18 protein-coding genes are annotated in these 22,818 nt (G+C 74.9%); 6 read left to right on the top strand and 12 right to left on the bottom strand.

Features of this window, described 5'->3' with window-relative positions; all coding sequences use genetic code 11:
• Positions 1-7: 7 nt before the first annotated feature.
• From ACFY0O_RS06105 to ACFY0O_RS06085, 5 genes are read right to left on the bottom strand one after another with little or no spacing between them, the layout of a single operon-like run.
• Entirely contained in the window at positions 8-817 is an 810-nt protein-coding gene (locus ACFY0O_RS06105; protein WP_358896858.1) for a type III pantothenate kinase, read from the bottom strand.
• Positions 818-820: 3 nt separating this feature from the next.
• On the bottom strand, positions 821-1,789 hold the full coding sequence (nadC, locus tag ACFY0O_RS06100) for a carboxylating nicotinate-nucleotide diphosphorylase (RefSeq protein WP_388943340.1): 969 nt from the start codon (positions 1,787-1,789) through the stop codon (positions 821-823).
• Positions 1,790-1,824: 35 nt separating this feature from the next.
• Entirely contained in the window at positions 1,825-3,579 is a 1,755-nt protein-coding gene (locus ACFY0O_RS06095; protein WP_388943337.1) for an L-aspartate oxidase, read from the bottom strand.
• The gene (gene panC / locus ACFY0O_RS06090; protein WP_358896864.1) at positions 3,576-4,583 is read right to left on the bottom strand and encodes a pantoate--beta-alanine ligase; all 1,008 of its coding nucleotides are present in this window, start codon (positions 4,581-4,583) and stop codon (positions 3,576-3,578) included. Before panC ends, ACFY0O_RS06095 begins: the two co-directional genes overlap by 4 nt.
• Entirely contained in the window at positions 4,580-5,527 is a 948-nt protein-coding gene (locus tag ACFY0O_RS06085; RefSeq protein WP_388943334.1) for a Rossmann-like and DUF2520 domain-containing protein, read from the bottom strand. Before ACFY0O_RS06085 ends, panC begins: the two co-directional genes overlap by 4 nt.
• A gap of 168 nt (positions 5,528-5,695) precedes the next feature.
• Between ACFY0O_RS06085 and ACFY0O_RS06080 the strand changes: the two genes are divergently transcribed.
• Positions 5,696-6,820 (top strand): threonine aldolase family protein, encoded by a 1,125-nt coding sequence (locus ACFY0O_RS06080; RefSeq protein ID WP_388943331.1) that lies wholly within the window; start codon positions 5,696-5,698, stop codon positions 6,818-6,820.
• Between the two features lie 149 nt (positions 6,821-6,969).
• On the top strand, positions 6,970-7,566 hold the full coding sequence (locus ACFY0O_RS06075; RefSeq protein WP_388943328.1) for a hypothetical protein: 597 nt from the start codon (positions 6,970-6,972) through the stop codon (positions 7,564-7,566).
• Positions 7,567-7,593: 27 nt separating this feature from the next.
• On the opposite strand, the gene ACFY0O_RS06070 is transcribed toward ACFY0O_RS06075, so the two are convergent.
• Positions 7,594-7,806, bottom strand: coding sequence for a hypothetical protein (locus tag ACFY0O_RS06070; protein WP_358896872.1), 213 nt, complete (start codon positions 7,804-7,806; stop codon positions 7,594-7,596).
• Between the two features lie 164 nt (positions 7,807-7,970).
• On the opposite strand from ACFY0O_RS06070, the gene ACFY0O_RS06065 reads away from it, so the two are divergent.
• Together ACFY0O_RS06065 and ACFY0O_RS06060 are read left to right on the top strand one after the other, a co-directional pair.
• Positions 7,971-9,095: a DUF5937 family protein gene (locus ACFY0O_RS06065; RefSeq protein ID WP_388943325.1), complete on the top strand. Its 1,125-nt coding sequence runs from the start codon at positions 7,971-7,973 to the stop codon at positions 9,093-9,095.
• Positions 9,096-9,306: 211 nt separating this feature from the next.
• Complete coding sequence (locus ACFY0O_RS06060; protein ID WP_388943322.1) at positions 9,307-10,857, top strand: M28 family metallopeptidase; 1,551 nt, start codon at positions 9,307-9,309, stop codon at positions 10,855-10,857.
• 111 nt (positions 10,858-10,968) lie between these two features.
• On the opposite strand, the gene ACFY0O_RS06055 is transcribed toward ACFY0O_RS06060, so the two are convergent.
• Entirely contained in the window at positions 10,969-11,955 is a 987-nt protein-coding gene (locus ACFY0O_RS06055) for an SAM-dependent methyltransferase (RefSeq protein WP_388943319.1), read from the bottom strand.
• 107 nt (positions 11,956-12,062) lie between these two features.
• On the opposite strand from ACFY0O_RS06055, the gene ACFY0O_RS06050 reads away from it, so the two are divergent.
• Together ACFY0O_RS06050 and ACFY0O_RS06045 are read left to right on the top strand one after the other, a co-directional pair.
• A complete protein-coding gene (locus ACFY0O_RS06050; protein ID WP_388943316.1) occupies positions 12,063-13,268 on the top strand; it encodes a sensor histidine kinase in 1,206 nt (401 codons plus the stop codon).
• Positions 13,269-13,271: 3 nt separating this feature from the next.
• Positions 13,272-13,949 (top strand): response regulator transcription factor, encoded by a 678-nt coding sequence (locus ACFY0O_RS06045; protein WP_358896879.1) that lies wholly within the window; start codon positions 13,272-13,274, stop codon positions 13,947-13,949.
• A 14-nt stretch (positions 13,950-13,963) separates the two neighbouring features.
• Here ACFY0O_RS06045 and ACFY0O_RS06040 read toward each other — a convergent pair whose 3' ends face one another.
• The 5 genes from ACFY0O_RS06040 to eccD all read right to left on the bottom strand — a co-directional run bounded on the left by ACFY0O_RS06040 (position 13,964) and on the right by eccD (position 22,807).
• A complete protein-coding gene (locus ACFY0O_RS06040; RefSeq protein WP_388943313.1) occupies positions 13,964-14,578 on the bottom strand; it encodes a hypothetical protein in 615 nt (204 codons plus the stop codon).
• 113 nt (positions 14,579-14,691) lie between these two features.
• The gene (locus ACFY0O_RS06035; protein WP_388943311.1) at positions 14,692-16,107 is read right to left on the bottom strand and encodes a DUF6177 family protein; all 1,416 of its coding nucleotides are present in this window, start codon (positions 16,105-16,107) and stop codon (positions 14,692-14,694) included.
• A 4-nt stretch (positions 16,108-16,111) separates the two neighbouring features.
• On the bottom strand, positions 16,112-20,164 hold the full coding sequence (gene eccCa / locus ACFY0O_RS06030) for a type VII secretion protein EccCa (protein WP_388943310.1): 4,053 nt from the start codon (positions 20,162-20,164) through the stop codon (positions 16,112-16,114).
• Positions 20,161-21,450, bottom strand: a complete 1,290-nt coding sequence (locus ACFY0O_RS06025; protein ID WP_388943307.1) for a hypothetical protein — start codon at positions 21,448-21,450, stop codon at positions 20,161-20,163. Before ACFY0O_RS06025 ends, eccCa begins: the two co-directional genes overlap by 4 nt.
• A gap of 16 nt (positions 21,451-21,466) precedes the next feature.
• On the bottom strand, positions 21,467-22,807 hold the full coding sequence (gene eccD, locus ACFY0O_RS06020) for a type VII secretion integral membrane protein EccD (protein ID WP_388943483.1): 1,341 nt from the start codon (positions 22,805-22,807) through the stop codon (positions 21,467-21,469).
• Positions 22,808-22,818 lie beyond the last annotated feature (11 nt).

Raw genomic sequence — 22,818 nt, 5'->3', positions numbered from 1 at the left:
CGTGCGCTCAGTCGAAGTTGGGCGCGTTGCGCTCGTACACCAGGCGCAGGCCGATCAGGGTCAGCCACGGCTCGTGCTCGTCGATCACCGAGGTCTCGCCGAGGACGATCGGGGCCAGCCCGCCGGTGGCGATGACGCGGACGTCGTCCGGGTCGCCGTCCGGGCCCACCAGGTCCCGGGCCATGCGCTGCACGATCCCGTCGACCTGGCCCGCGAACCCGTAGACCACGCCGGACTGCATCGCCTCGACGGTGGACTTGCCGATCACGTTGCGCGGCCGGGCCAGTTCGATCTTGCGCAGCTGCGCGCCGCGCATCCCGAGCGCCTCCATCGAGATCTCGATGCCCGGGGAGATCACCCCGCCCACGTACTCGCCGCGCACGGAGATCGCGTCGAAGGTGGTCGCCGTCCCCATGTCGACGACGATCGCCGGCCCCCCGTACAGCTCGACGGCCGCGACCGCGTTGACGATGCGGTCCGCGCCCACCTCCTTGGGGTTGTCCATCAGGATGGGCACGCCCGTCTTGACGCCGGGCTCCACCAGCACCGCCGGCACGTCGCCGTAGTAGCGGCGGGTGACCTCGCGCAGCTCGTGCAGGACGGAGGGGACCGTCGCGCAGATGGCGATGCCGTGGATCCCGTCGCCCAGCTCGCTGCCGAGCATCGGGTGCATGCCCATCAGGCCCTGGAGCAGGACGGCCATCTCGTCGGCCGTGCGGCGCGGGTCGGTGGAGACCCTCCAGTGCTCGACGATCTCCTCGCCGTCGAACAGGCCCATGACGGTGTGGGTGTTGCCCACGTCGATGGTGAGCAGCACGGACTACACCGCCTCGCGCAGGTCGAGGCCGATGTCGAGGATCGGCGAGGAGTGCGTGAGCGCGCCCACCGCCAGGTAGTCCACGCCGGTCTCGGCGTAGGCGCGGGCGGTCTCCAGGGTGAGGCGGCCCGAGGACTCCAGGACGGCGCGGCCGGCCACGATCGTGACGGCCTCCTCGGTCTCCGGGACGGTGAAGTTGTCCAGCAGGATCAGGTCGGCGCCCGCGTCCACGACCTCGCGGACCTGGTGCATGGTGTCGACCTCGACCTCGACCGGGACGTCCGGGAAGGCCTCGCGGACGGCCTTGAAGGCCTGGGCGACCCCGCCGGCCGCGACCACGTGGTTGTCCTTGACCAGCGCGGCGTCCGACAGGGACATGCGGTGGTTGACGCCGCCGCCGCAGCGGACAGCGTACTTCTCCAGCGAGCGCAGGCCGGGGGTGGTCTTGCGGGTGTCGCGGACCTTGGCCTTCGTGCCCTCCAGGACGTCCGCCCAGCGGCGGGTGGCCGTGGCGATGCCGGACAGGCGGCACAGGATGTTCAGGGCGCTGCGCTCGGCCGTCAGCAGGTCGCGGGTGCGGGAGCGGACCGACAGCAGCAGCTGCCCGGCCTCGACGCGGTCGCCGTCCTCGGCGTGCCGCTCGACTTCGAAGGCCTCCGTGCACACCACGGAGAACACCGCCTCGGCGATCCGCAGACCGGCCACGACGCCGGCCTCGCGGGCCACGAAGTCGGCGATGGCCTCGGCCTCTTCGGGGACGGTGGCGACGGTGGTGACGTCGACCCCGCCGTCCAGGTCCTCGGACAGCGCCATGTGCGCGATGTCCTCGACCTCGATCGGGTCGAGGCCCGCTTCCACGAACAGCTGGACCAGCGCGGGGTCGAGGCCGCTCTCCTCGCCGTCGCCGCAGCCGCAGTCGTCGCCGCAGCCGCCTTCGTTCTGCTCGATCAGGGGGAGTTCGGGGGTGCTCACGGTCGGTGCTCCTGGCTTGAGGGGTGGGGGAACGGCTACGGGCGGGGGGCGCCGGAGGGGGCGTCCGCGTCCACGGGCGGGAAGTCCGCCGAGTCGGTGGGGGTGACGACCAGCGCGCGGCGCTCGGTGGCCGACAGCCGCACCACCAGGTGGCGGCGCCAGGCGTCGTCGCGGTCGGGGTGGTCCTCGCGCCAGTGGCAGCCGCGGGTCTCGGCGCGCCGCTGGGCGGCGGCGACCAGGACGCGGGCCACGCACAGCAGGTTGGTCGCCTCCCAGGTGTCCACGCCCGGTTCGGCGGTCTTCCCGTGGCCCTCCAGCTCGCCCAGAGCCGTCGTGTAGAGGGTCTCCAGCGCCTCGGCGGCCTCGGCCAGGGACTCGGCCGAGCGCACCACGCCCGCGCCCTGGGTCATGATCCGCTGGATCTCGTAGCGGGCGCTGGCGGGCTGGAGCGGGCCGGTGGCGGGCACGGGTATGCCCGGGCCGCTGCCCTCGGGGGCCCGGGCGGCGATGTCCTCGGCGATCCGCTCGGCGAAGACCAGGCCCTCCAGGAGGGAGTTGGAGGCCAGGCGGTTCGCGCCGTGCACCCCGGTGCAGGCGACCTCGCCGCAGGCGTACAGGCCCGGGACGGTGGTGCGGCCGTGCAGGTCGGTGCGGACGCCGCCGGAGGCGTGGTGCGCGGCGGGCGAGACCGGGATCGGCTCGGTCACCGGGTCGATGCCGTGGGCGCGGCAGGCGGCGAGGATGGTGGGGAAGCGGTTCTCCCACATCTCGGCGCCGAAGTGCCGGCCGTCCAGGTACATGTGGAGCGTGCCCTGCTCCTGCATGCGGCGGGTGATGGCCTTGGCGACGATGTCGCGCGGGGCGAGCTCGGCGAGCTCGTGCTGGCCGACCATGAAGCGGACCCCGTCGGCGTCGACGAGGTGGGCGCCCTCGCCCCGTACGGCCTCCGAGACCAGGGGCTGCTGGCCCTCGGCCTCCGGGCCGAGGAAGAGGACGGTCGGGTGGAACTGGACGAACTCCAGGTCGGAGACCTCGGCGCCGGCGCGCAGCGCGAGGGCGACGCCGTCGCCGGTGGAGACGGACGGGTTGGTCGTCGCGGAGAAGACCTGGCCCATGCCGCCGGTCGCCAGGATCACGGCGGGGGCGTGGACGGCGCCGACGCCGTCGTGCTGGCCCTCGCCCATCACGTGCAGGGTGACGCCGGCCGTGCGGCCCTCGGCGTCCTGGAGCAGGTCCAGGACCAGCGCGTTCTCGACGGTCTCGATACCGGCGGCGTGGACGGCCTCGACGAGCGCGCGGGAGATCTCGGCGCCGGTGGCGTCGCCGCCCGCGTGCACGATCCGGCGGCGGTGGTGGCCGCCCTCACGGGTCAGCTCGATCTCGCCGGTCTCGGCGGAGGTGTCGAAGACGGCACCGGCCTCGATGAGCCGGCGCACCGCGTCCGGGCCCTCGGTGACCAGGACCCGTACGGCGTTCTCGTCGCACAGTCCCGCACCGGCGACGAGGGTGTCGTCCAGGTGCTGCTCGGGGGTGTCGCCCTCGCCGAGCGCGGCCGCGACGCCGCCCTGGGCCCAGCGGGTGGAGCCGTCGTCGAGGCGGGCCTTGGTGACCACGACCGTACGGCGGCCCGCGGCGGCGCAGCGCAGCGCCGCGGTCAGGCCCGCGATGCCGGATCCGACGACCACGACGTCCGCCTCGACGGCCCAGCCGGGGGCGGGGGCGTGCAGCCGTATGCGGGTGCCTGCGGCGCCCTGGGGGGCTGGGCTGCCGGGAGTGCCTGTGGTGCTCACGCGTGTACTCCGAACTCCAATGGGATGTTGTCGATCAGCCGGGTCGTGCCGACCTTCGCCGCGACGGCCAGCACGGCCTGTCCGGTGAAGTCGGGGCCGACGTCGGTGAAGTCCGCCGGGTCCACCAGCGCCAGGTAGTCCAGGACCAGCGGCGGCTCGTGGCGGCCCGCCTCCTCCAGGACGTGCCGGGCCGCGGCCCGGACGGCGTCCGGCAGGCCGCTGCCGGCGGTGGCGGCCGCGGACACGGCGTGGGCGTCGGCGGAAGCGCGGATCTCGCCGAGGCGGGCCAGGGCGGTGGCCCGCTCGTCGCTGGCGGGCGCGGCCTCGGCGCGGGCGCGCAGCGCGGCCTGCGCCGCGAGCCGGTCGCGGCCGGCGAACAGGGCGCGGGAGAGGGCGAGGGCGACGGGGCGCTCGGCCGCGGAGAGGTAGCGGTTGCGGGAGGACAGGGCGAGCCCGTCGTCCTCGCGGACGGTGGGGACGCCGGCCACCTCGACGGGGAAGTTGAGGTCGGTCACCATGCGCCGGATCAGGGCCAGTTGCTGGGCGTCCTTCTGGCCGAAGAGGGCCAGGTCGGGGCGGGTGAGGTGGAGCAGCTTGGCGACGACGGTGAGCATGCCGTCGAAGTGGCCGGGGCGGGTGGCGCCCTCCAGGCGTTCGCCCATCGGCCCGGCCGTGATCCGCACCTGCGGGTCGCCGCCCGGGTAGACCTCCTCGACGGAGGGCGCGAACACGGCGTCGGCGCCCGCCGCTTCGGCGATCGCCAGGTCGGCGTCGAGGGTGCGCGGGTAGCGGTCGAGGTCCTCGTTCGCCCCGAACTGGAGCGGGTTGACGAAGACGGTGACCACGACCTGCCCCTCGGGGCCGGCCTGCTCGCGCGCGGTGCGCACCAGGGTGGCGTGGCCCTCGTGCAGGGCGCCCATGGTCATCACGACGGCACGGCGGCCGGTGCGCGGCAGCTTGTGCAGCTCTTCGGCGGTGTTCAGCAGCTGGAGCGGGCCGGTCATCGCTCCCCACCCTTCGGGTCGGCGGTGTCGGTGTCGCCGGGGCCGGTGTCGCCGGGGGCGTCGGCGAGCACGCCGAGCAGGTCCTCGGCGAGCTCGGGCTTGAGCAGTCCGTGCGCGAGGGCCCGGTCGGCGGTGGTGCGGGCCATGGCGAGGTACCCGGCGACGGTGCCGGGGGCGTGCTTGCGCAGCTCGGAGACGTGCGCGGCGACGGTGCCGGCGTCCCCGCGGGCGACGGGGCCGGTCAGGGCGGCGTCGCCGGAGCGCAGGGCGTTGTCCAGGGCGGCGCCGAGGAGCGGGCCGAGCATCCGGTCGGGGTGCCCGACGCCGGCGGTGCGCAGCAGCTCCATGGCCTGGGCGACCAGGGTGACCAGGTGGTTCGCGCCCAGGGCGAGGGCCGCGTGGTAGAGCGGACGGCTCTCCTCCGCGATCCACTCGGGCTCCCCGCCCATCTCGATGACCAGCGCCTCGGCGGCGAGCCGCAGCTCCTCGGGGGCGGTCACGCCGAAGGAGCAGCCGGCCAGCCGCTGCACGTCGACCTCGGTACCGGTGAAGGTCATCGCGGGGTGCAGGGCCAGCGGCAGGGCGCCCGCGCGGCGCGCCGGGTCGAGCACGGCGGTCCCGTAACGGCCGGAGGTGTGCACGAGGAGCTGCCCGGGGCGCACGGCACCGGTCTCGGCGAGCCCCTCGACCAGCCCGGGCAGGGCGTCGTCGGGGACGGTGAGGAGCACCAGCTCGGCCCGCTCCAGCACCTGCGCAGGGCTGACCAGGGGGACGCCGGGCAGCATCCGGTCGGCCCGGCGCCGGGAGGCGTCGGACACGCCGGAGACGGCGACGGGGTGGTGCCCGGCCTGCTGCAGGGCGCGGGCCAGCGCGGGCCCGACGCGGCCGGCGCCGACGACTCCGACGGAGAGCCGGGCGGGGCGCTCTTGCTGCGATGAGTTCACGCGGGGAATGCCTTCCGTTCCAGTCCGCGGGGGGTACCGGACGATACGTCGCCATGCTAGGCCCTCCGGGCGGGGGACCGCCGGTCAGCCCGTCCCCCTCGGGCCGCCCCCCGGCCCCGGCCGGAAATTCCCCCGGCCGGGCCGGACCCGTCGGCGATGATCGGGAACATGACTGATGACGCGGAGCGGACGAAGCGGGTCGTGGCGGCGTGGCGCGGAGCCGGGCGGAAGCTGACACACGGCATCCGGGAGGCGACCGTCGGGGAGCTGCTGGCGGAGCTGGCGGACGCCCCGTACGCCATGGACGCGCCCGCCGACCTCTACGGCGACGGGGTCGTCGCCGACCTGGAGCGGCGGGTCGCCGAGCTGCTCGGCACCGAGGACGCGGCCTTCTTCCCCTCGGGCACGATGGCCCAGCAGATCGCCCTGCGCTGCTGGGCGGCCCGCACCGGGAACCCGGTGGTCGCGATGCACCCGCTGGGCCACCCCGAGCGGTGGGAGGGCGGCGCGCTGTCGGCGGTGTCGGGGCTGCGCACGGTCCACCCGGTGCGGGAGCCGCGCCAGCCGACGCCGGAGGAGGTCCGGGACCACCCCGAGCCGTTCGGCACGCTGATGCTGGAGCTGCCGCTGCGGGACGCGGGCTTCCTGCTGCCCACGTGGGAGGAGCTGACGGAGCTCGTGGACGCCGCCCGGGAACGGGACGCGGTGGTCCACTTCGACGGGGCCCGGCTGTGGGAGTCCACCGTCCACTTCGGCCGCCCCCTGGCGGAGGTCGCCGGGCTGGCCGACTCGGTCTACGTGTCCTTCTACAAGTCCCTCGGCGGCCTGAGCGGGGCCTGCCTGGCGGGGGCCCGCGGCTTCGTGGAGGAGACCCGCGTCTGGCGCCACCGGTACGGGGGCCAGGTCTTCCGCCAGTTCCCCCAGGCCCTGTCGGCCCTGGCGGGGCTGGAGCGGGAGCTGCCCCGGCTCCCGGCGTACGTCGAGCAGGCCCGGATGGTCGCGGGGGCGCTGCGCGAGGGCTTCGAGGCGGCCGGGGTGCCGTGGTTCCGGATCAACCCGGAGGTACCGCACACGCACCAGTTCCAGGTGTGGCTCCCGCACGAGCCGGACCGCCTGACCGATGCGGGCGTCCGGCTGGCGGAGGAGGAGGGCACGGCGCTGTTCGGGCGGTGGGGCGCGGAGGGCCTGGCGCCGGGCCTGTCGATGACGGAGGTCACGGTGACGCGGCCGGGGCTGGAGTGGACCCCGGAGGCCGTGCGGGCGGCGGTGGCGGGGTTCTTGGGGCGGGTCTAGCTCTCCAGGGGGGCGGCAGGGGCCGGAGGGCGGGCGGTCAACGGGGATGTCGGCCAGGCACGTTGTCGCGCGGGCTCCCGTTCGACAGGCCCCGGCGGGCGGGAGAGCATGAAGGGAGGACCCCCTCCCCCCACAGGTGAGGAACGCCGATGAACCAGCGAACCCGTAGGACCCTGTGCACCACCCTGATGGCCTGCTCACTCGCCGTCGGTCCGGCCGCCGCGGCATGGTCCGCCGGCGCCCCGGCGGGGCCGTCCGGCTCGGAGTGCTTCGTCGAGGCGAAGGCGGGCGACGCGACGAAGGCGACGGTCACCGGCGGGGGGTTCCTGAAGACCAGGGGCGAGGTCTTCCTGGAACAGACCGACGGCCACGGCCACGGCGACGCCTCCGCGACCGCGACCGTGGCCGACGACGGCAGTTTCACCTCCGGTGACCTGCCGGCCGGGCAGTACGTCGCCTTCCAGCACCGTGGTCCCCGCGTGGCCTGCGTGGGCGGACAGCAGGCCCGGGACGTCGTCGACCAGAAGCTGATCCTCTCCGAGCAGGCCCGCGGTACCGACGAGGGCCGGGCCCAGGGGAGGAAGCTGGCCGCGTCCGGTGCCTGTGACGCCGAAGCCAAGCCGCCGAAGCCGAACCTCCACGGCCTCACCCCCGACGCGGAGGCCCGCAAGAAGGCCGAAGAGGCCTACAAGAACGCGTACTCGGTCGCGTTCGACGAGGCGATCGCCCGCTCCTGCCACCACTAGGCCGTGACCCCCGGGTCGCCCCGCCCCTCAGCACGGCCGGGTCCCGGGGAAGAGCAGCCGGGCCAGGGCGTGCCGCCAGGGGTGGGTGGTGGGGGCGCCCTCGACGGCGGCTTCGAACTGGGCCGCCGTGCGGAGCGAGCGCAGCACGGCCACGTCGTCACGGCCCGGGGGCGGGGGCAGGGGGGTGCCGTGCTGCGAGGCGCGGTAGGTGTCGATGAGGTACTGCTCGATCGCGGTCATGACTCCACCCTCACCCCGTCGGCCGCAGTCCGCTCGTCGATTGACGCGAGACGTCAATCGACGCCCTCCACCTGCGGCGCGACCCCCCGCACGCCCCCGGACGGCCCCGGCGCCGGCCCCGCCCCGGGGGTCCGGGCGGGGGTGCCGGACGTCAGAATGGGGTGATGAGCGTGACCATCGACATCGCCGGGCTCCCCGCGGAGCGGATCGCCTTCGCGCCCTCCCCGCTCGCCGAGCTCTGCATGACCCTGCACGCGCTCTCGCAGCCCGCCCACCACCCGGCGCTGCATTCCTGGACGAGGACCACCACGGCCTCGCTCGACCCCTGCTTGGCCGAGCGGCTCCTCGAGGCCGATTTCATGTGGCGCAGTTCCTTCTCCGACATCTTCATGGCCTTCGCCGGCATCCCCGGCGGCAGCGGCCGCCCCGGGGCGACCCTGGCCGAGGAACTGGACGTCCTCGACCGGATGGACGACGAGCGGTTCGTGCTGGCCGCGCTGGAGCACTGCTGGCTGGCGCTCTACAACGAGGGCGGCGCCCCCTCCCCGCTGACCGACCCCGCCGCCCGGGCCAAGGCGCTGGAGACGGCGGCCGCGCGCGGTCCCGGGCGGCTGGAGTTCACGCGGCGGCTGCTGGACGACACCGGGGGCGTTCGGGTCTGGCTGCGGCGGCTGCTGGAGGACTGTGACGAGGCCTTCTTCGCGGAGACCTGGCGGCGGATCGAGCCGCGCCAGACGGCCGACGCCCGGCACAAGACGGAGGTGCTGCGCCACCGGGGGCTGCCGGCGGTGCTGAAGGAGGTGTCCTCGGCGCTGAGCGTGGACGAGGCGCACACCGTGATCACCGCCGACAAGATGGTCAACGGCCAGGCCACCGCCACCGATCCGGAGGTCGGGCCCGGTCTGCTCTTCGTCCCGACGAACTTCGGCTGGCCGCACCTGCTCGTGCTGCACGCGCCCGGCTGGATGCCGGTGGTCCACTACCCGCTGGAGTCGCCGGAGCTGGCCGCGGAGCCGCCGTCGGTGGAGCAGGTGCAGCGCCGGATGGAGGCGCTGGCGCACCCCCTGCGGATGCGGCTGTGCCGCAGCCTGGCGCGGGCCCCGTACACGACCAGTGAGCTGGCCCGGGTGTACGGGATAACGGCGCCGGAGGTCTCCCGGCACCTGGCCGTGCTGAGGCGGGCGGGACTGATGCAGACCAGGCGTCAGGGGCGCTACGTGCAGCACCAGTTGGACCTGTCGGTGGTCGCGCGGATAGGCCCCGACCTCATCGAGGGGATCCTCCGCTGAACACCCCGTCCGCCGGCTCCGGCTCCGGGGTGCGGACGGTGGCCGGTTTTCGCCGTTCCCCCTCGGCGCGGACCGACCGATATCCGGATTTCACAAACCGGAAGCAGTGAAAAGTCTGGCGACGGCGGCCGATTGCTGCCTAACGTGCCCCCACCGCTCACCCCGCAGGCCGCTCCACCCGCAGTCGCTCCCGTGCCGTGAAAGGACCTTCATGCCTTCTCGCCGTATAGCCGCAGCCACCGCCGCCCTGGCGGCCGCGGCCCTCGTCTCCCCGCTGCTCCTCGCCGGCCCGGCCGGCGCGTCGAGCCCGCAGAGCGATGCCGCCCGGGGTGACGCCCTGGCCAGGAAGCTGGTCAAGGACGCGACCGGCAAGGGGGCCGAGAACCACCTGAAGGTCTTCCAGTCGATCGCCGACTACAACAACGGCACCCGCGTCGCCGGGTCGAAGGGCCACGAGCAGTCCGCCAAGTACGTCGAGGGCGTGCTCAAGGCCGCCGGGTACGAGGTCTCGCGGCACGAGTTCGACTTCGTCTACGTCGAGACGGTCGCGGAGACCCTGAAGGTCAACGGCGCGAACGGACGGGACGTGCCGCTCAAGCTGATGACGTACACCGCGAGCGGCCCGGAGGGCGGGGTCACCGCCCCGGTCGCGGTCGCCCCGGTCGACGCGGACGGCTCCAACGGCTGCGAGGCCGCCGACTTCGCCCCCGGCGCCTTCACCGGGAAGATCGCCCTGGTCAAGCGGGGCGGCTGCACCTTCGCCACGAAGCAGGCGAACGCGGCGACGGCCGGCGCGGTCGGCGCCGTCATCTACAACAACACCGCGGGCGCCCTGAACGGCACCCTCGGCGACCCGAACGCGGGCAAGGTCCCCACCGGCGGCATCAGCCAGGCCGACGGCGAGAAGCTGGCCGCGGAGGCCGCCGCCGGACCGGTGGAGGTGACCCTCGACGTCCGCCAGTTCCGCGAGAACCGCAAGACCTGGAACGTCGTCGCGGAGACGAAGGGCGGCGACGCGGACAACACGGTCTTCCTCGGCGCCCACCTGGACTCGGTCGCCGCCGGCCCCGGCATCAACGACAACGGCTCCGGCTCGGCCGGCATCCTCCAGGTCGCGCAGCGCCTCGCGAGCGAGCAGAAGAAGGTCAAGAACAAGGTCAAGTTCGCCTGGTGGTCGGCGGAGGAGTTCGGCCTGCTCGGCTCGGAGGCGTACGTGGCCTCGCTGACCCCGGAGCAAAAGAAGCAGATCAAGCTCTACCTGAACTTCGACATGATCGCCTCGCCCAACGCCGCCTACTTCGTCTACGACGGCGACGACTCCGACAAGGTCGGCTCGGGCCCCGGCCCGGAGGGGTCGGCGCAGCTGGAGAAGCAGATCACCGACTTCCTCGACGCGCAGAAGATCCCGCACGAGGGCAGTGACTTCACCGGCCGCTCGGACTACGGCCCGTTCATCGAGGCGGGCATCCCGTCCGGTGGCACGGACACCGGCGCCGAGGGCATCAAGACCGCCGCGCAGGCCGCGAAGTTCGGCGGTCAGGCGGGGGTCGCCTACGACGTGAACTACCACGGCAAGGGCGACACCATCGACAACATCGACCGCAAGGCCCTCGACATCAACGTCGACGTGATCGCGAACGCGGTGGGCCACTACGCCTACGACCTGGCTCCGCTGTCGCAGCCGGTCGTCTCGAAGCCGACCACCGGCTCGGGCAACGGCGGCGGCCTGCGCCCGGGCCACGACCACGAGGCCGCCGAGTAACAGCGGCGACGGGCAGGGCGGGGCGGCCACCGTCACGGAGGGGCCGGCGTTCGGGGGGATGCCGGCCCCTCCGCCATGCCCGGCCCGCGCCGCCGTCCCCGGCCCGCGCCGCTAGGTTCCCAGGGCCGGGACCGGGACGCCGACCGGCTGGAGCAGCCAGCCGAAGTCGCCGAGACCGCCGCGCGCGGTGAGCTCGGCCGCCTCACCCGCCGAGGCCAGCGCGCGGACGTAGCCCGCCGGATCGGTGGAGGCCAGGGCCAGCGGCGGCCGGCCGCCCGAGACGCCGAGGGCGGTGAGGGCCTCGCGCTGGGTGAGCAGCCGGGCGCCCGGGCCGGCGCAGGAGTCGAGGGCGACGTGCGCGGTGACGTCGCGGCCGCCGTCCGGGACGGGCGCGACCTCGCGGCCCTCGCGGAAGCCGGTGAGGGTGCCGTACGGGGGCCGGGCCTCCCGGGTGTGGGCGTAGTCCACGGCCACCGCCAGGCCCCGCTCCAGGGTGGCGACGGCCGCCGCCCAGGCCTCGTCGCGGGCCCGGCCGATCTCCGCCCGGCCCTCCCGCTCCCCGCCCGGCCACCACCGCTCCAGCCAGGCGCGGTCGGCCGCCTCCAGCGGGCCCCCGGGGGTCTCCGTGCCGTCGGGGGCGACCAGGACGTACCGTCCGTCCTCGGCGACGTCCAGCGGTACGTTGTCCAGCCACTCGTTCGCGAACAGCAGGCCCGTCGTCCCGGCGGGCGGCGCGTCCACCCAGCGGATCCGCGGGTCCAGCCCCTCGGGGGCGGCGGCCCGCTCGACGGCGTACGGGACCACCCGCGCGGCCGTAGCCTCCGGCAGGGCGGCGAGCACCCCGGCCAGCAGCTCGCCCCGCCCGGCGCCCACGTCCACCAGGTCGAGCCGCCGCGGACGCCCCAGCTCCGCGTCCACCGAGGCCAGCAGCCGGGCGACGGCCCCCGCGAACAGGGGGGAGGCGTGCACCGAGGTCCGGAAGTGCCCGGCGGGCCCGGGACCGCCGGGCCGCACGTAGAAACCGCCCGGCCCGTACAGCGCGGCCTCCATGGCCTCCCGCCACCGGACCGGCCCCCCGACACCACCCTGAGCGTTCATCCCGCCCAGGTTAAGGCCCCCCTCCACCTTGGGGAGTACTCCCCCGTCACACGGATCGCACCTGTGGTTGACTCCAGCACCTATCTCCTTTCCCTACGCTGGGTTACGTGCAGCGCCTCTACGACTTCATCCGCAGACACCCGACGGGCGTCGACAGCTTCTGGGCTGTCCTCTTCTTCGGGTTCTCGATGCTGAACGTCGCCGACCTCGGCGGGGCGAGCCGGACGCTGCGGCTGGCGACGGTGCCCGTCGTCGTCGCCCTGACCGCCGTCATCGCGCTGCGCCGCAAGTGGACCGGACAGATGTTCTGGCTGACGGTGGGGGCCGGCCTCTACCAGCTGGCCATCGGGTCGCAGGCACAGTTCTGCGACCTCGCCATGCTGGTGATCCTCTACACGGTCGCGGCCTCCGGCGACGTCCCGCGCTGGATGTCGCGGACGGCGCTGGCCTCCGGGCTGCTGGCCTCCCCGCTCTACTTCGCGCGGTTCGGCGTCGACAAGAACGAGAGCCATGCGCAGGAGGTCCTGTTCGTCCTGTTCATGCTGGTGCCCTTCGCCCTCGCCTGGGTGCTGGGCGACTCGCTGCGCACCCGCCGCGCCTATTACGCCCAGCTCGTGGAGCGCAACCAGCGGCTGGAGAAGGAGCGCGAGGCGCAGGCGAAGGTGGCGGTGGCCGCCGAGCGGGCCCGCATCGCCCGCGAGCTGCACGACGTCGTCGCGCACAACGTGTCGGTGATGGTGGTCCAGGCCGACGGCGCGGCCTACGTCATGGACGTGGCGCCCGAGCAGGCCAAGGAGGCCCTCCAGACCATCTCCGGGACGGGCCGGCAGGCCCTGGCGGAGATGCGCCGGCTGCTGGGCGTGCTGCGCACGGGCGAACCGCAGGAGTCCGAGGACTACGTGCCGCAGCCGGACGTGGAGCAGATCGAGGTCCTGGTCGAGCAGGTGCGGGCGGCCGGGCTGACGGTGGACTTCGAGGTGGAGGGCGCCCCGCGCAAGCTGCCCAGCGGGGTGGAACTGACCGCGTACCGGATCGTGCAGGAGGCGCTGACGAACACGCGCAAGCACGGCGGCCCGGACGCGCGGGCGAGCGTACGGCTGGTCTACTTCGACGACGGGCTGGGCCTGCTGGTCGAGGACGACGGCCGGGGCGCCGCACACGAGTTGTACGAGGACGGCGGCGCGGACGGCGCCGGGCACGGACTGATCGGCATGCGCGAACGCGTCGGTATGGTCGGAGGCACCCTGGACGCGGGCCCCCGACCCGGCGGCGGCTTCCGGATCAGTGCGCTGCTCCCGCTCAAGAAAAGGTGATTGATGTCCATCCGAGTGATGCTGGTCGACGATCAGGTGCTGCTGCGCACGGGTTTCCGGATGGTGCTCGCCGCACAGCCGGACATGGAGGTCGTCGCGGAGGCCGGGGACGGTCTGGAGGCGTTGGAGGTGCTGCGGGCCACGAAGGTGGACGTGGTGCTGATGGACGTGCGCATGCCCCGGCTGGACGGGGTGGAGGCGACGCGGCGGATCTGTGAGCCGGAGGAGCACCCGAAGGTGATCATCCTGACCACCTTCGACCTGGACGAGTACGCGTTCTCCGGGCTGAAGGCGGGGGCGAGCGGCTTCATGCTGAAGGACGTCCCGCCGGCGGAGCTGCTGGCGGCGATCCGCTCGGTGCACAGCGGGGACGCGGTGGTGGCCCCGTCGACGACGCGGCGGCTGCTGGACCGGTTCGCGCCGATGCTGCCGACGACCACGCAGGAGCCGGAGAACAAGGAGATCGAGCGGCTGACGGAGCGCGAGCGGGAGGTCATGCTGCTGGTGGCGCAGGGCCTGTCGAACGGGGAGATCGCGGGGCGGCTGGTGCTGTCGGAGGCGACCGTCAAGACGCACGTGGGCCGCATCCTGACGAAGCTGGGGCTGCGCGACCGGGTGCAGGTGGTGGTGCTGGCCTACGAGACGGGCCTGGTGCGGGCCGGCGGCGGCCCGCAGCTGTAGTCCGGAGGGCGCGGTCAGCCGCGCTGGACGTACTCACAGGTGTGGGGGACGAGGTGGTCCAGGGCGGCCTGGTCGGCCAGGAGGATGTCGAGGTCGGCGAGGCTCTCGCCGCAGTCGATCCTGTCGTGGCCGCCGTTGCGGCTGACGATCGTGTCGTTGCCGCCGCGCCCCTGGAAGGTGTTGGAGCCGGGTACGGCGTTCCAGCCGTCGGCGTCGATGAGCCGGTCGGGGCCGCTGCCGCCGATGAGCGTGTCGTCGCCCGGCCCGCCGGTCAGGTCGCTCGGGATGGACGTCTCGTTCCTGACCACGTCGTCCCGGTCGCCGAGCGAGGCCTGCAGGCGGGTGACGGCAGCGGAGTGCCCGCAGCGGATGATGTGCGGGTCGTTGTTGAACCGGGAGCAGCCGGAACCGGGGACCATCCTGCTGGTCCTGTCCTCCACTTGGAGCCAGCCGCCGGGGGTGCTGAAGGTGACGGTGTTCGTCGCCCCGGGCTGCGCGGTGAAGACCACCTGGTTGTTGTCGCGGGACACGATGGCGGGGGCGGCGCAGGCCGGGCTCGCGAGGACCGTGGTGAGGGTGAGCGCGGCCAGGGCGGGGGCGGCGAGGCGGGCCGGGCGGGAGAGGTGCATCGGGGCTGTCCTTCGGTTGCGGGGCGCGGACCGGATCGAGGGTCCGTCCCGTGCGGCCCTACCCCGGGCAGCCGTCGGATTCGTGTGCTGATCGTGGAGTTACCCCGACCGGCCTACGGCAGCGGGGGGATCGCCGTGCGCAGGTGGGTCAGCAGGGTGGAGAGGGTCTCCCACGCGGCGGGGGCGGTGCCGTCGCCCAGCGGGTAGTGCAGTCCGGGCCGGCGCTCCGGGCCCACCTGGACGGGCTTGAGCGCCAGCGGGGGCCGGCGGGCCTGCGTGAGGGTGACCTCGGTGACGCCGCGGGCACCCAGGGTGAAGGACACCGGTACGGCGGGGGCGGTGAGGCGGGGGGTCAGGCTCAGGTCCCGGCGGCCGGGGCCCAGCGAGACCAGCATGCTGACCAGCCCGTGCCCGGAGACCAGGGCCCCGGCGAGCTCCTCCAGGGCGTCGAGGGGCAGCTCCTCGTCCGGCCCGTACCCGAGGGACAGGGTGACGTCCTCCTCGACCCCGGTCGCGGTGCGGGTGACGCGGACGGTGGCCAGCGCGGGCCGCTCGGGGCGGCCGACGGCGGTGACGAGGGTGGGCTCGGGCATCCGGCCGCGGGCGAGGTCGGTGAACTGGCGCGGGGACCAGGGCAGGTTGACGGGTTCGGCGGTGCCCCAGCCGGCCGGGCCGGCGCCGGTGAGGGCCTGCCAGGCGGTCTCCAGCGCGCCGCCGAGCAGCGTGTCGGCCTCGGCGGGGTGCTCGGTGCGCAGGTGGACGGTCAGCCGCCGCTCCCCGGCGCCAGTGGCGGGCCGCCGGAAGGCGTCGGCGAGCCGGGCCTGGCCCTGTTCGTCGCGGGCGGGGGCGAAGGTGCCGTCCTGCCAGGCCAGGACGGCTCCGGAGAGGCCGTCGTAATAGCCGCAGTCGGGGTCCTGGACCACCCACCGGTTCGGGACGCCGGTCAGCACGGTGCGCAGCGGCAGGCTGAGCCGGCAGTGGGCGGGGGTGACGATGTGCAGGGCCGCGCCGAAGGCGGCCGTGGTGCGCAGGACGTCCGACAGCCAGGCGGTGAGCGGGACGACGGGCCGGTCGGCGAGGACGACGGCGGTGGACTCGGTGACCACGTCGACGGTGGGCAGGGCTCCGACGGGCGCGGGCGCCGCCGAGGCCTCGGAGCCGACGGCGACGGTGGTGACCCGGCCGGCGCCCTCGGGCCAGACGGCGCCGCCGAGGACCTCGGCGAGCCGTCCGGCGACGGCCCCGGCGAGGTCCGCCGCCTCGGGCACGGCGGTGGAGGCGCGGGTCTCGGTCCACCAGACGGGGGTGGCGGCCGGGGTGCCGAGGAGCCGCTGGGCCTCGCCGGGGACCTGGACGAGGACGGGTGCCTCCACGGAGACCAGGGGCCGGCCGCCCGCGCCGAGGAGCTGGACGACGGCGCCCTCGCCGGCGCTCGCCGCGTCCAGGTCGGCGCCGCCGGCCGCGAGGGCCACGAGGAGGGCGGCGGCGTCGGGCATCTTCGGGGTGAGGGCGATGACGTCCTTGGTCACGGTGTCAGGGCGCTTCCTGGGTCGGCGGGGGGGCGAGAGCGGTCTGGACGACCTGGTGCGGGCGGCCGCGCCGCACGAGCGTGCCCCGGCCGGGCGGCTGGGCACTGGCGTACAGCTGCGGGAACAGCTGGCCCTCGGAGCGTTCGCCGTTCATGACGAGGGCTGTGGTGCCCGATTCGCGCAGGGTGGTCAGCAGCGGTTCGTACAGGGCCCGGGAGGAGCCGGCGACGCGGCGGGCGATGACGAAGTGCAGCCCGATGTCCTGGGCGGACGGCAGGTAGGGCACGAAGGCCTGGAGCGGCTGTTGTCCGGCGGTGGTGAGGATGTCGTAGTCGTCGACGAGGACCACGATGCGCGGTCCGGCGAAGCCGGGGCCTTCGCCGGGGTCGGCGTCGGGGTCGAGGCCGTCCTCGGGGAGGCGCTTGTCGAGTTCCTTGGCGATCCCGGCCGACAGCGCGGCGGCGATCTTCGCGTTGTGGGCGTAGCCGCCGCGGTAGGGCTCGGGGACGACGCCGCGCAGTCCGCGCCGGGGGTCGTAGACGGCGAAGACCAGTTCGTCCTCGCCGTGGCGGGCGATGAGCTGGCGGGCGACGAGGGCGAGGAGGTTGGTCTTGCCGCACTCGTTGTCGCCGAGGACCAGCAGGTGCTGGTCCTGGCCGAACAGGTCGAGGAGGACGGGCGCGAGGACGTCCTGGTCCACTCCGACGGGGATGCGGTGGGGTTCCTCGTCGGCGGAGGGCAGCCGGTCGGCGGGCAGCCGGGAGGGCAGGACGCGGACGGGGGAGGCGAGTTCGCCGTGCCAGGTGGCGCCGATGGTGCCGGCGGCCTCCTCCAGGGCGGCGGCCAGGTCGGTGGTGCCGCTGCGGGAGTCGATGCGCGGCAGCGCGGTCTGCGCGAAGAGCTTGCCGTCGGTGAGGACCCGGCCGGGGGTGTCCGGGGAGATGGTCTCGGACAGTTTGCGGTCGATGGCCGAGTCGGAGGGGTCGCCCAGGCGCAGTTCGACGCGGCCGCCGAAGAGGGACTGGTTGGCGATGCGGACGTCGTTCCAGCGCAGCATGCCGGCGACGACGTGGATGCCGTAGCCGCCGCCGCGCTTGAGCAGGTCGGTGACGGCCTCGTCGAGGGCGTCGAACTCCTCGCGCAGGGCCCCGTATCCGTCGACGAGCAGGACGATGTCGGTGGAGCGGAGCTCGGGCAGCCGGCCTTGGGCGCGCAGGGACCGCAGCTGGTCGACGGAGTCGATGGAGTGCTCGCGGAACAGCTGCTCGCGCTGGGCGAGCATGGCCCGTACCTCGGCGACCGTGCGGGCGGCCCGTTCGCGGTCGGCGCGGCCGGCGATGCCGCCGACGTGCGGGAGCCCGGCGAGGGCGGCGAGGCCGCCGCCGGCCAGGTCGAGGCCGTATATGGCGACGTCCTGGGGGGTGTGGGTCAGGGCCAGGGAGAGGGCGAGGGTGCGCAGGAGGGTGGTCTTGCCGGACTGGGGGCCGCCGGTGACGGCGGTGTGTCCGCCGGCGACGGTGAGGTCGAGCTCCCAGGGGCCGCGCCACTGCCGGGCCGGGTCGTCGAGGACGCCGAGCGGTACCCGCAGGGGGGCGCGGCGCGTCTTGTCGAGGAGGCCGGCGGCGCCGGGGCCGAGCCGCAGCCCGTGCTCGGTGACGGACAGGGGTCCGGCGGCGGCGTCGAGGGGGACGGCGTCGGGGAGCGGGGGCAGCCAGATCCGGCGGACGGGCGGGGCGGCGTCGGCGAGCTGGTCGACGATGACGGAGAGCACGCTGGGCCCGGTCTCGCGGGCGGTGGCGGTGGGCTTCTCCTCGGCGGGGTCGGCGGGGCCGGTCTCGTCCTGGAGGGTGTTGAAGGTCGGGTAGGCCAGGGCGAGGGGGCCTTCTTCGGCGGTGCCGGGTCCGGCGGCCGGGCCCCGGTAGCGGCCGGAGACGTAGCCGGCCTTGAAGCGGGTGTAGGTGGAGGTGTCCACCTTGAGGTAGCCGAAGCCGGGCAGCGGGGGCAGCAGGAAGGCGTCGGTGGTGTCGAGGACGGTGCGGGACTCGTCGGCGGAGAAGGTGCGCAGGCCGAGCCGGTAGGAGAGGTAGGTGTCCAGGCCCTTGAGCTTGCCGCCCTCGATGCGCTGGCTGGAGAGCAGCAGGTGCACGCCGATGGAGCGGCCGATGCGACCGATGGACAGGAACAGGTCGATGAAGTCGGGCTTGGCGGTGAGGAGTTCGCCGAACTCGTCGATGACGACGAACAGGTGCGGCAGCGGCTCCAGTTCGGGCTTCTCGGCGCGCAGGACGGCGTAGTGGCCGATGTCGGCGACGTGCCCGGCGTCCTTGAGGACCTGCTGGCGGCGTTTGACCTCGCCGGCGAGGCTGGTGTGGACGCGTTCGACGAGCCCGGCCTGGTTCTCCAGGTTGGTGATGACGCCGGCGACGTGCGGGAGCTTCTCGAAGGGGGCGAAGGTGGCGCCGCCCTTGTAGTCGACGAGGACCATGGCGAGGTCTTCGGGGGCGTGGGTGGTGACCAGGGCGAGGACGAGGGTGCGCAGGAGTTCGCTCTTGCCGGAGCCGGTCGCGCCGACGCACAGGCCGTGGGGGCCCATGCCGAGCTGGGAGGACTCCTTGAGGTCGAGGAGGACGGGGCCGTGCCGGTCGTCGATGCCGATGGGGACGCGCAGGAAGTCGCGTTCGCCGCGGGGCGCCCACATCCGGTCGACGTCGAGCTTCGCGGGGTCGGTGATGCCGAGCAGGCCCATGAAGTCGACGGGGCCGGAGACGGGGGTGCCCTCGGCGACGGACTCGGCGGACAGCCGCAGCGGGGCGAGCATCCGGGCGAGGCCCTCGGCGGTGGCGGGGCCGAGGGCGTCGGTGAGGCCCTCGGCGGCGGGGGCCTGGGGGGTGCGCAGGTCGCGGACGGTGACGTGGCAGCCGTCGGGGCCGCCGGAGCCGGTGACGGTGATCCGTATCGCCACCTCGTCGGGTTCGTGGACCTGTTCGGCGAGGAGGTGGATGACGGTGGTGTTCATGTCGGCCAGGCCCACCGCGCTGTCGGGGCGGGGCAGTTCGACGGCGTTGTCCCCGTACTCGTCGCTGACGACGAGCAGCCGGCCGGCGAGTGCCAGCGCGCGCCTGTCGGACAGGCCGCGGCGCACCTCGGCCGCGTACGAGGCGCGGCGGCGCAGGTCGGGGGCGAGGACCCCGGCGGCGAGCTGGGGCAGGCTGGGGGCGATGCGGCGGGCGGCGACCGGCCCGTCCTGTTCCTGCTGGTCGAGGACGTGGGGCAGCCACTTGGCCCACTCCCAGTCGTCGAGCCGCTCGCCGGGCACGCCGAGGGCGATGGCCACGTCGTCGGGGGCGTGCAGGACGGCGGTGTGCGCGAGGAGGGCGCGGGCGACGCCGAGGACGCCTTCGCGGTCGCCGATGATGCTGACGTTCCCGGCCCGGTCGAGGGGGACGGTCAGCGGGAAGTCGCTGGCGCGGGCGAAGCGGGCCATGAGGGCGCCGGCCTCGTTGAGCATGAAACGGTCGGGCGGGGTGAGGACGTTCCCGGCGCCCGGCGCGAGGGCGACCTCCTGGACGGCGACGGCTCCGGTGCCCAGCCGGGGGCGCAGGAAGTCGGCGTCGGCGCGGCGGCGTTCCCACAGCCGGGCGGGGTCCCGTACGAGGTCGTAGAGGGCTTCCGGCGGGGGGTTGAGGCGGCGGGCCTCTTCGCGCAGCGCCTTCTCGCGGGCTCCGAGTTCCTCGCGCTGCTCCTCGAGGTACTCCAGGTAGCGCTCGCGCTGGGCGCGGCGGGTGCGCTGGGCCTTGCCGCGCTGGGACCAGAACAGGGCGATGGCGCCGACCAGAGCGAAGACCAGCACGAGGGCGCCGACGGCGGCGAACTGGCTGTTGCGGACGACGGTCATCATCACGACCGAGCCCATGACGCCGGCCATCGGCAGCAGGGCGGTGGCCGGGCTGCCGATCTTCCCCTCGGGGAGGTTCGGCGGGGCTTCGACGACGCGGGGTTCGGCCGGGGCGAGGGGGAGGGTGCCGCGGGCCGGGCGGTGGACGAGCTGCTGGGTCACCGGGCGCCGCCGGCCGCCGGGAGGGCCACGGCCCGCTGGAGGACCTCGGCGGCCAGCCGGACGGCGGCCTGCCGGGTGCCCTCGCCGAGGAGTTCGGTGCGGACGGAGCCGCCGGAGGCGAGGTGGCGGTCGTAGGGCAGGACGACGACGCCGGCGCCGGTCGCGGCGAACTTCTCGGTGGCCTTGGCGAGGTCGACCGCCGGGTGCGGGGACTGCACGGTGAGCACGACGACGGTGCGGGGCAGGACGGGCACGGGCAGGGTGGCCAGCCAGTCGAGGACGGCGTGGGTGGAGACGAGGCCCTCGGCGGTGGCGGGGGTGGTGAGGACGCGGGCGTGCGCGGTGTCGAGGGCGGTACGGGCGACCTCGCCGGGGAGGGTCTCGCAGTCCACGACGGTGACGCCGAAGTAGCGGCGCAGGGCGACCATGACGGTCCGGTAGGTGGCGACGTCGACCTGGGCGCCGATGCGGCCCTGGCTGCCGGGCAGCAGCCAGCCGCCGTCGGGGAGTGGGACGAGGTAGCCGGTGATGTCGGTGAGCTGCATGGAGGGGCGGACGATCTGGGCGAGGTCGCCGCAGGTCCAGCGCAGGGACTCGACGCCGAGCCGGACGGGCAGGGTGCCGAGGGCGGCGTCGGCCTCCAGGGTGAGCACCGGGTCGTGGCGGAAGTGGTTGTAGGTGCGGCTGAGGAGGGCGGTGACGGTGGTCTTGCCGGAGCCGCCGCGGATGCTGGTGACGACGATGTGCCGCCCGGTGGTGACGGGCTGCTGCACCTGGGTGGCGAGCCCGGTCTCGGCGGCGACGGCCTTGGCGGCGGAGGACCCGAGGGCTCCGCGCAGGGTGCGCAGGGTGCGCCGCATCAGGGGGTCCCCGTGCCGGGGCCGCCCGACGGGCGCGCCGGCCCCGAGGACGGGCACGGTCTCGGGCGCGGCCCGCCTCCCGGCCGGGGCGTAGCCGTACTGCGGCTGCGCGTGCACGGGCTGGGCCTGCGGGTACCCCTGCGCGCCGGCCACCCCGGCGGGGCCGCCGGGCCACCGGCCTTGGTCCGGACCGGCGTGCGGGAGCGGGCCGCCGGGGGCCTGGTCCCGGGTGTCCTGCGGGGCGGGGGCGGCGGTGGGGCCGTCCGGCCACCGGCCCTGGCCGGCGCCGGCGTTGGCGTGCGGGAGCGGGCCGCCGGGGGCCTGGTCCCGGGTGCCCTGCGGTGCCGGGGCGGCGGTGGGGCCCGTGGCCGTCAGTTCGCCGAGGACGCCGGCCTGCCAGTCGTCCTGGCGGTTCGTGTCTGACATGTCTGAGTCGCAACCCTTACGCGAAGGTGCCGAGCAGCCGCCCGTACACGCCGAACACCCCGATGAGCAGCGGGAACAGCACGATGACGCCGAAGGACTCGGCGGCGTCCCCGAAGCGCCGCAGCCGGACCCGTACGTGCTCGGGCGGCTGGACGGCCAGCACCCCGAGCGCCCCCAGCGCCAGGGCCAGGAGGACGGCCAGCGGCCCGGCCGCTCCGGCCCGCCCGGCCCACACCAGCAGCGCGGCCACGGTGACGGCGGCCCCGGCCAGCAGCAGCGCGACCACCTCGGCGACGAGCGGGAAGGCCCGCGCGCGCAGCCACAGCACGGCGGCGACCGCCGAGGCGAGGGACACCGTCCAGACGTCGGGTTCCGTCAGCGCGAGCACCCCCGCCGCACCCGCCGAGACGGCGGTGGCGAGGGTGGCCAGGGCCATGCCCCGGTGGGTGGCGCCGAGGGCGGTGGCGACCTTGTACCGGCTGACGGAGGCGCCGCGGGCCCGCTGATCGTCCAGACCGGTGAGCCCGGCCGCCGCCAGCGCGAGCCGCGGCAGCAGTCCGAGCAGGACGACGGAGACCACGGCGAGCACGGCTCCGGTACGGGCGCCCGCCTGCCCCTGGGCCAGGGCCACGCCCTCCCAGATCACGGTCAGCCCGGCCACGGCGGCGGCCCCGACGAACCCGCCCCGCCCGAGCGGCGTGAACCACCCCAGCAGCGCGAGCGCCACGGCCAGCGCGAGCGCGACGCCGGCCAGCCGGCCCAACGCGTGCCAGTGCTGCGCGTCGCCCAGGGTCCACGCCCCGAGCACCCCGACCGCACCGGCGGTCGCGAGCAGCGCGGCGGCGAGCCCGGAACCCTTCATCCGGCCCGCGACGGCCCCGACGACCCCGCACACGGCGGCGGTCGCCAGCAGCACCCCGGCGACGGTGCCGGGCGCGAACGCGGCCCGGGCGAACCAGGCGGCGACCAGCGCCCACAGCACCAGCCCGGCCCCGGCGGTGACCCGCCGCGCGGACGGCCGCCAGCGCCAGGCCCGTACGTCCAGGTCCTCGGCGGCCTCGTCGGTGACGTCGTGCACCACGGGCGCGGACGGCACGTCCTGCACCCGTACGAGCCGCAGCACGGCCCCGTCGGCGACGCCCGCGTCCTCCAGCGAGACCCCGTGCTCCAGCACGGACCCGTCCGCGGTGACCAGATGACGCAGCATCGGCTGCGTGGCCACCCGGTCGTCCAGCATCCGTATGACGTCGGGCAGCAGCCGCCCGACGGGCTCCCGGGAGGGGAGCACGAGATCCATCCGCCGCCGCTGACCGACCAGAGTCACCCGGCTGAGCGCCGTAGCGCTTCCCGCCCCCATGCTCACCACGC

Origin of the sequence: Streptomyces sp. NPDC001594, assembly GCF_042893675.1 — a bacterium.
GTDB lineage: Bacteria > Actinomycetota > Actinomycetes > Streptomycetales > Streptomycetaceae > Streptomyces.
The sequence above is the reverse complement of the archived record's forward strand: the minus strand, read 5'-3'. Positions and strand labels throughout refer to the sequence as shown.

What these genes read in the sequence shown, in the direction of transcription:
- ACFY0O_RS06025 (WP_388943307.1), bottom strand. Translation starts at nt 21,450, where the DNA reads ATGTCAGACACGAACCGCCAGGACGACTGGCAGGCCGGCGTCCTCGGC.
- eccD (WP_388943483.1), bottom strand. Translation starts at nt 22,807, where the DNA reads ATGGGGGCGGGAAGCGCTACGGCGCTCAGCCGGGTGACTCTGGTCGGT.
- ACFY0O_RS06045 (WP_358896879.1), top strand. Translation starts at nt 13,272, where the DNA reads ATGTCCATCCGAGTGATGCTGGTCGACGATCAGGTGCTGCTGCGCACG.
- ACFY0O_RS06070 (WP_358896872.1), bottom strand. Translation starts at nt 7,806, where the DNA reads ATGACCGCGATCGAGCAGTACCTCATCGACACCTACCGCGCCTCGCAG.
- ACFY0O_RS06065 (WP_388943325.1), top strand. Translation starts at nt 7,971, where the DNA reads ATGAGCGTGACCATCGACATCGCCGGGCTCCCCGCGGAGCGGATCGCC.
- ACFY0O_RS06060 (WP_388943322.1), top strand. Translation starts at nt 9,307, where the DNA reads ATGCCTTCTCGCCGTATAGCCGCAGCCACCGCCGCCCTGGCGGCCGCG.
- ACFY0O_RS06055 (WP_388943319.1), bottom strand. Translation starts at nt 11,955, where the DNA reads ATGAACGCTCAGGGTGGTGTCGGGGGGCCGGTCCGGTGGCGGGAGGCC.
- ACFY0O_RS06075 (WP_388943328.1), top strand. Translation starts at nt 6,970, where the DNA reads ATGAACCAGCGAACCCGTAGGACCCTGTGCACCACCCTGATGGCCTGC.
- ACFY0O_RS06040 (WP_388943313.1), bottom strand. Translation starts at nt 14,578, where the DNA reads ATGCACCTCTCCCGCCCGGCCCGCCTCGCCGCCCCCGCCCTGGCCGCG.
- panC (WP_358896864.1), bottom strand. Translation starts at nt 4,583, where the DNA reads ATGACCGGCCCGCTCCAGCTGCTGAACACCGCCGAAGAGCTGCACAAG.
- ACFY0O_RS06080 (WP_388943331.1), top strand. Translation starts at nt 5,696, where the DNA reads ATGACTGATGACGCGGAGCGGACGAAGCGGGTCGTGGCGGCGTGGCGC.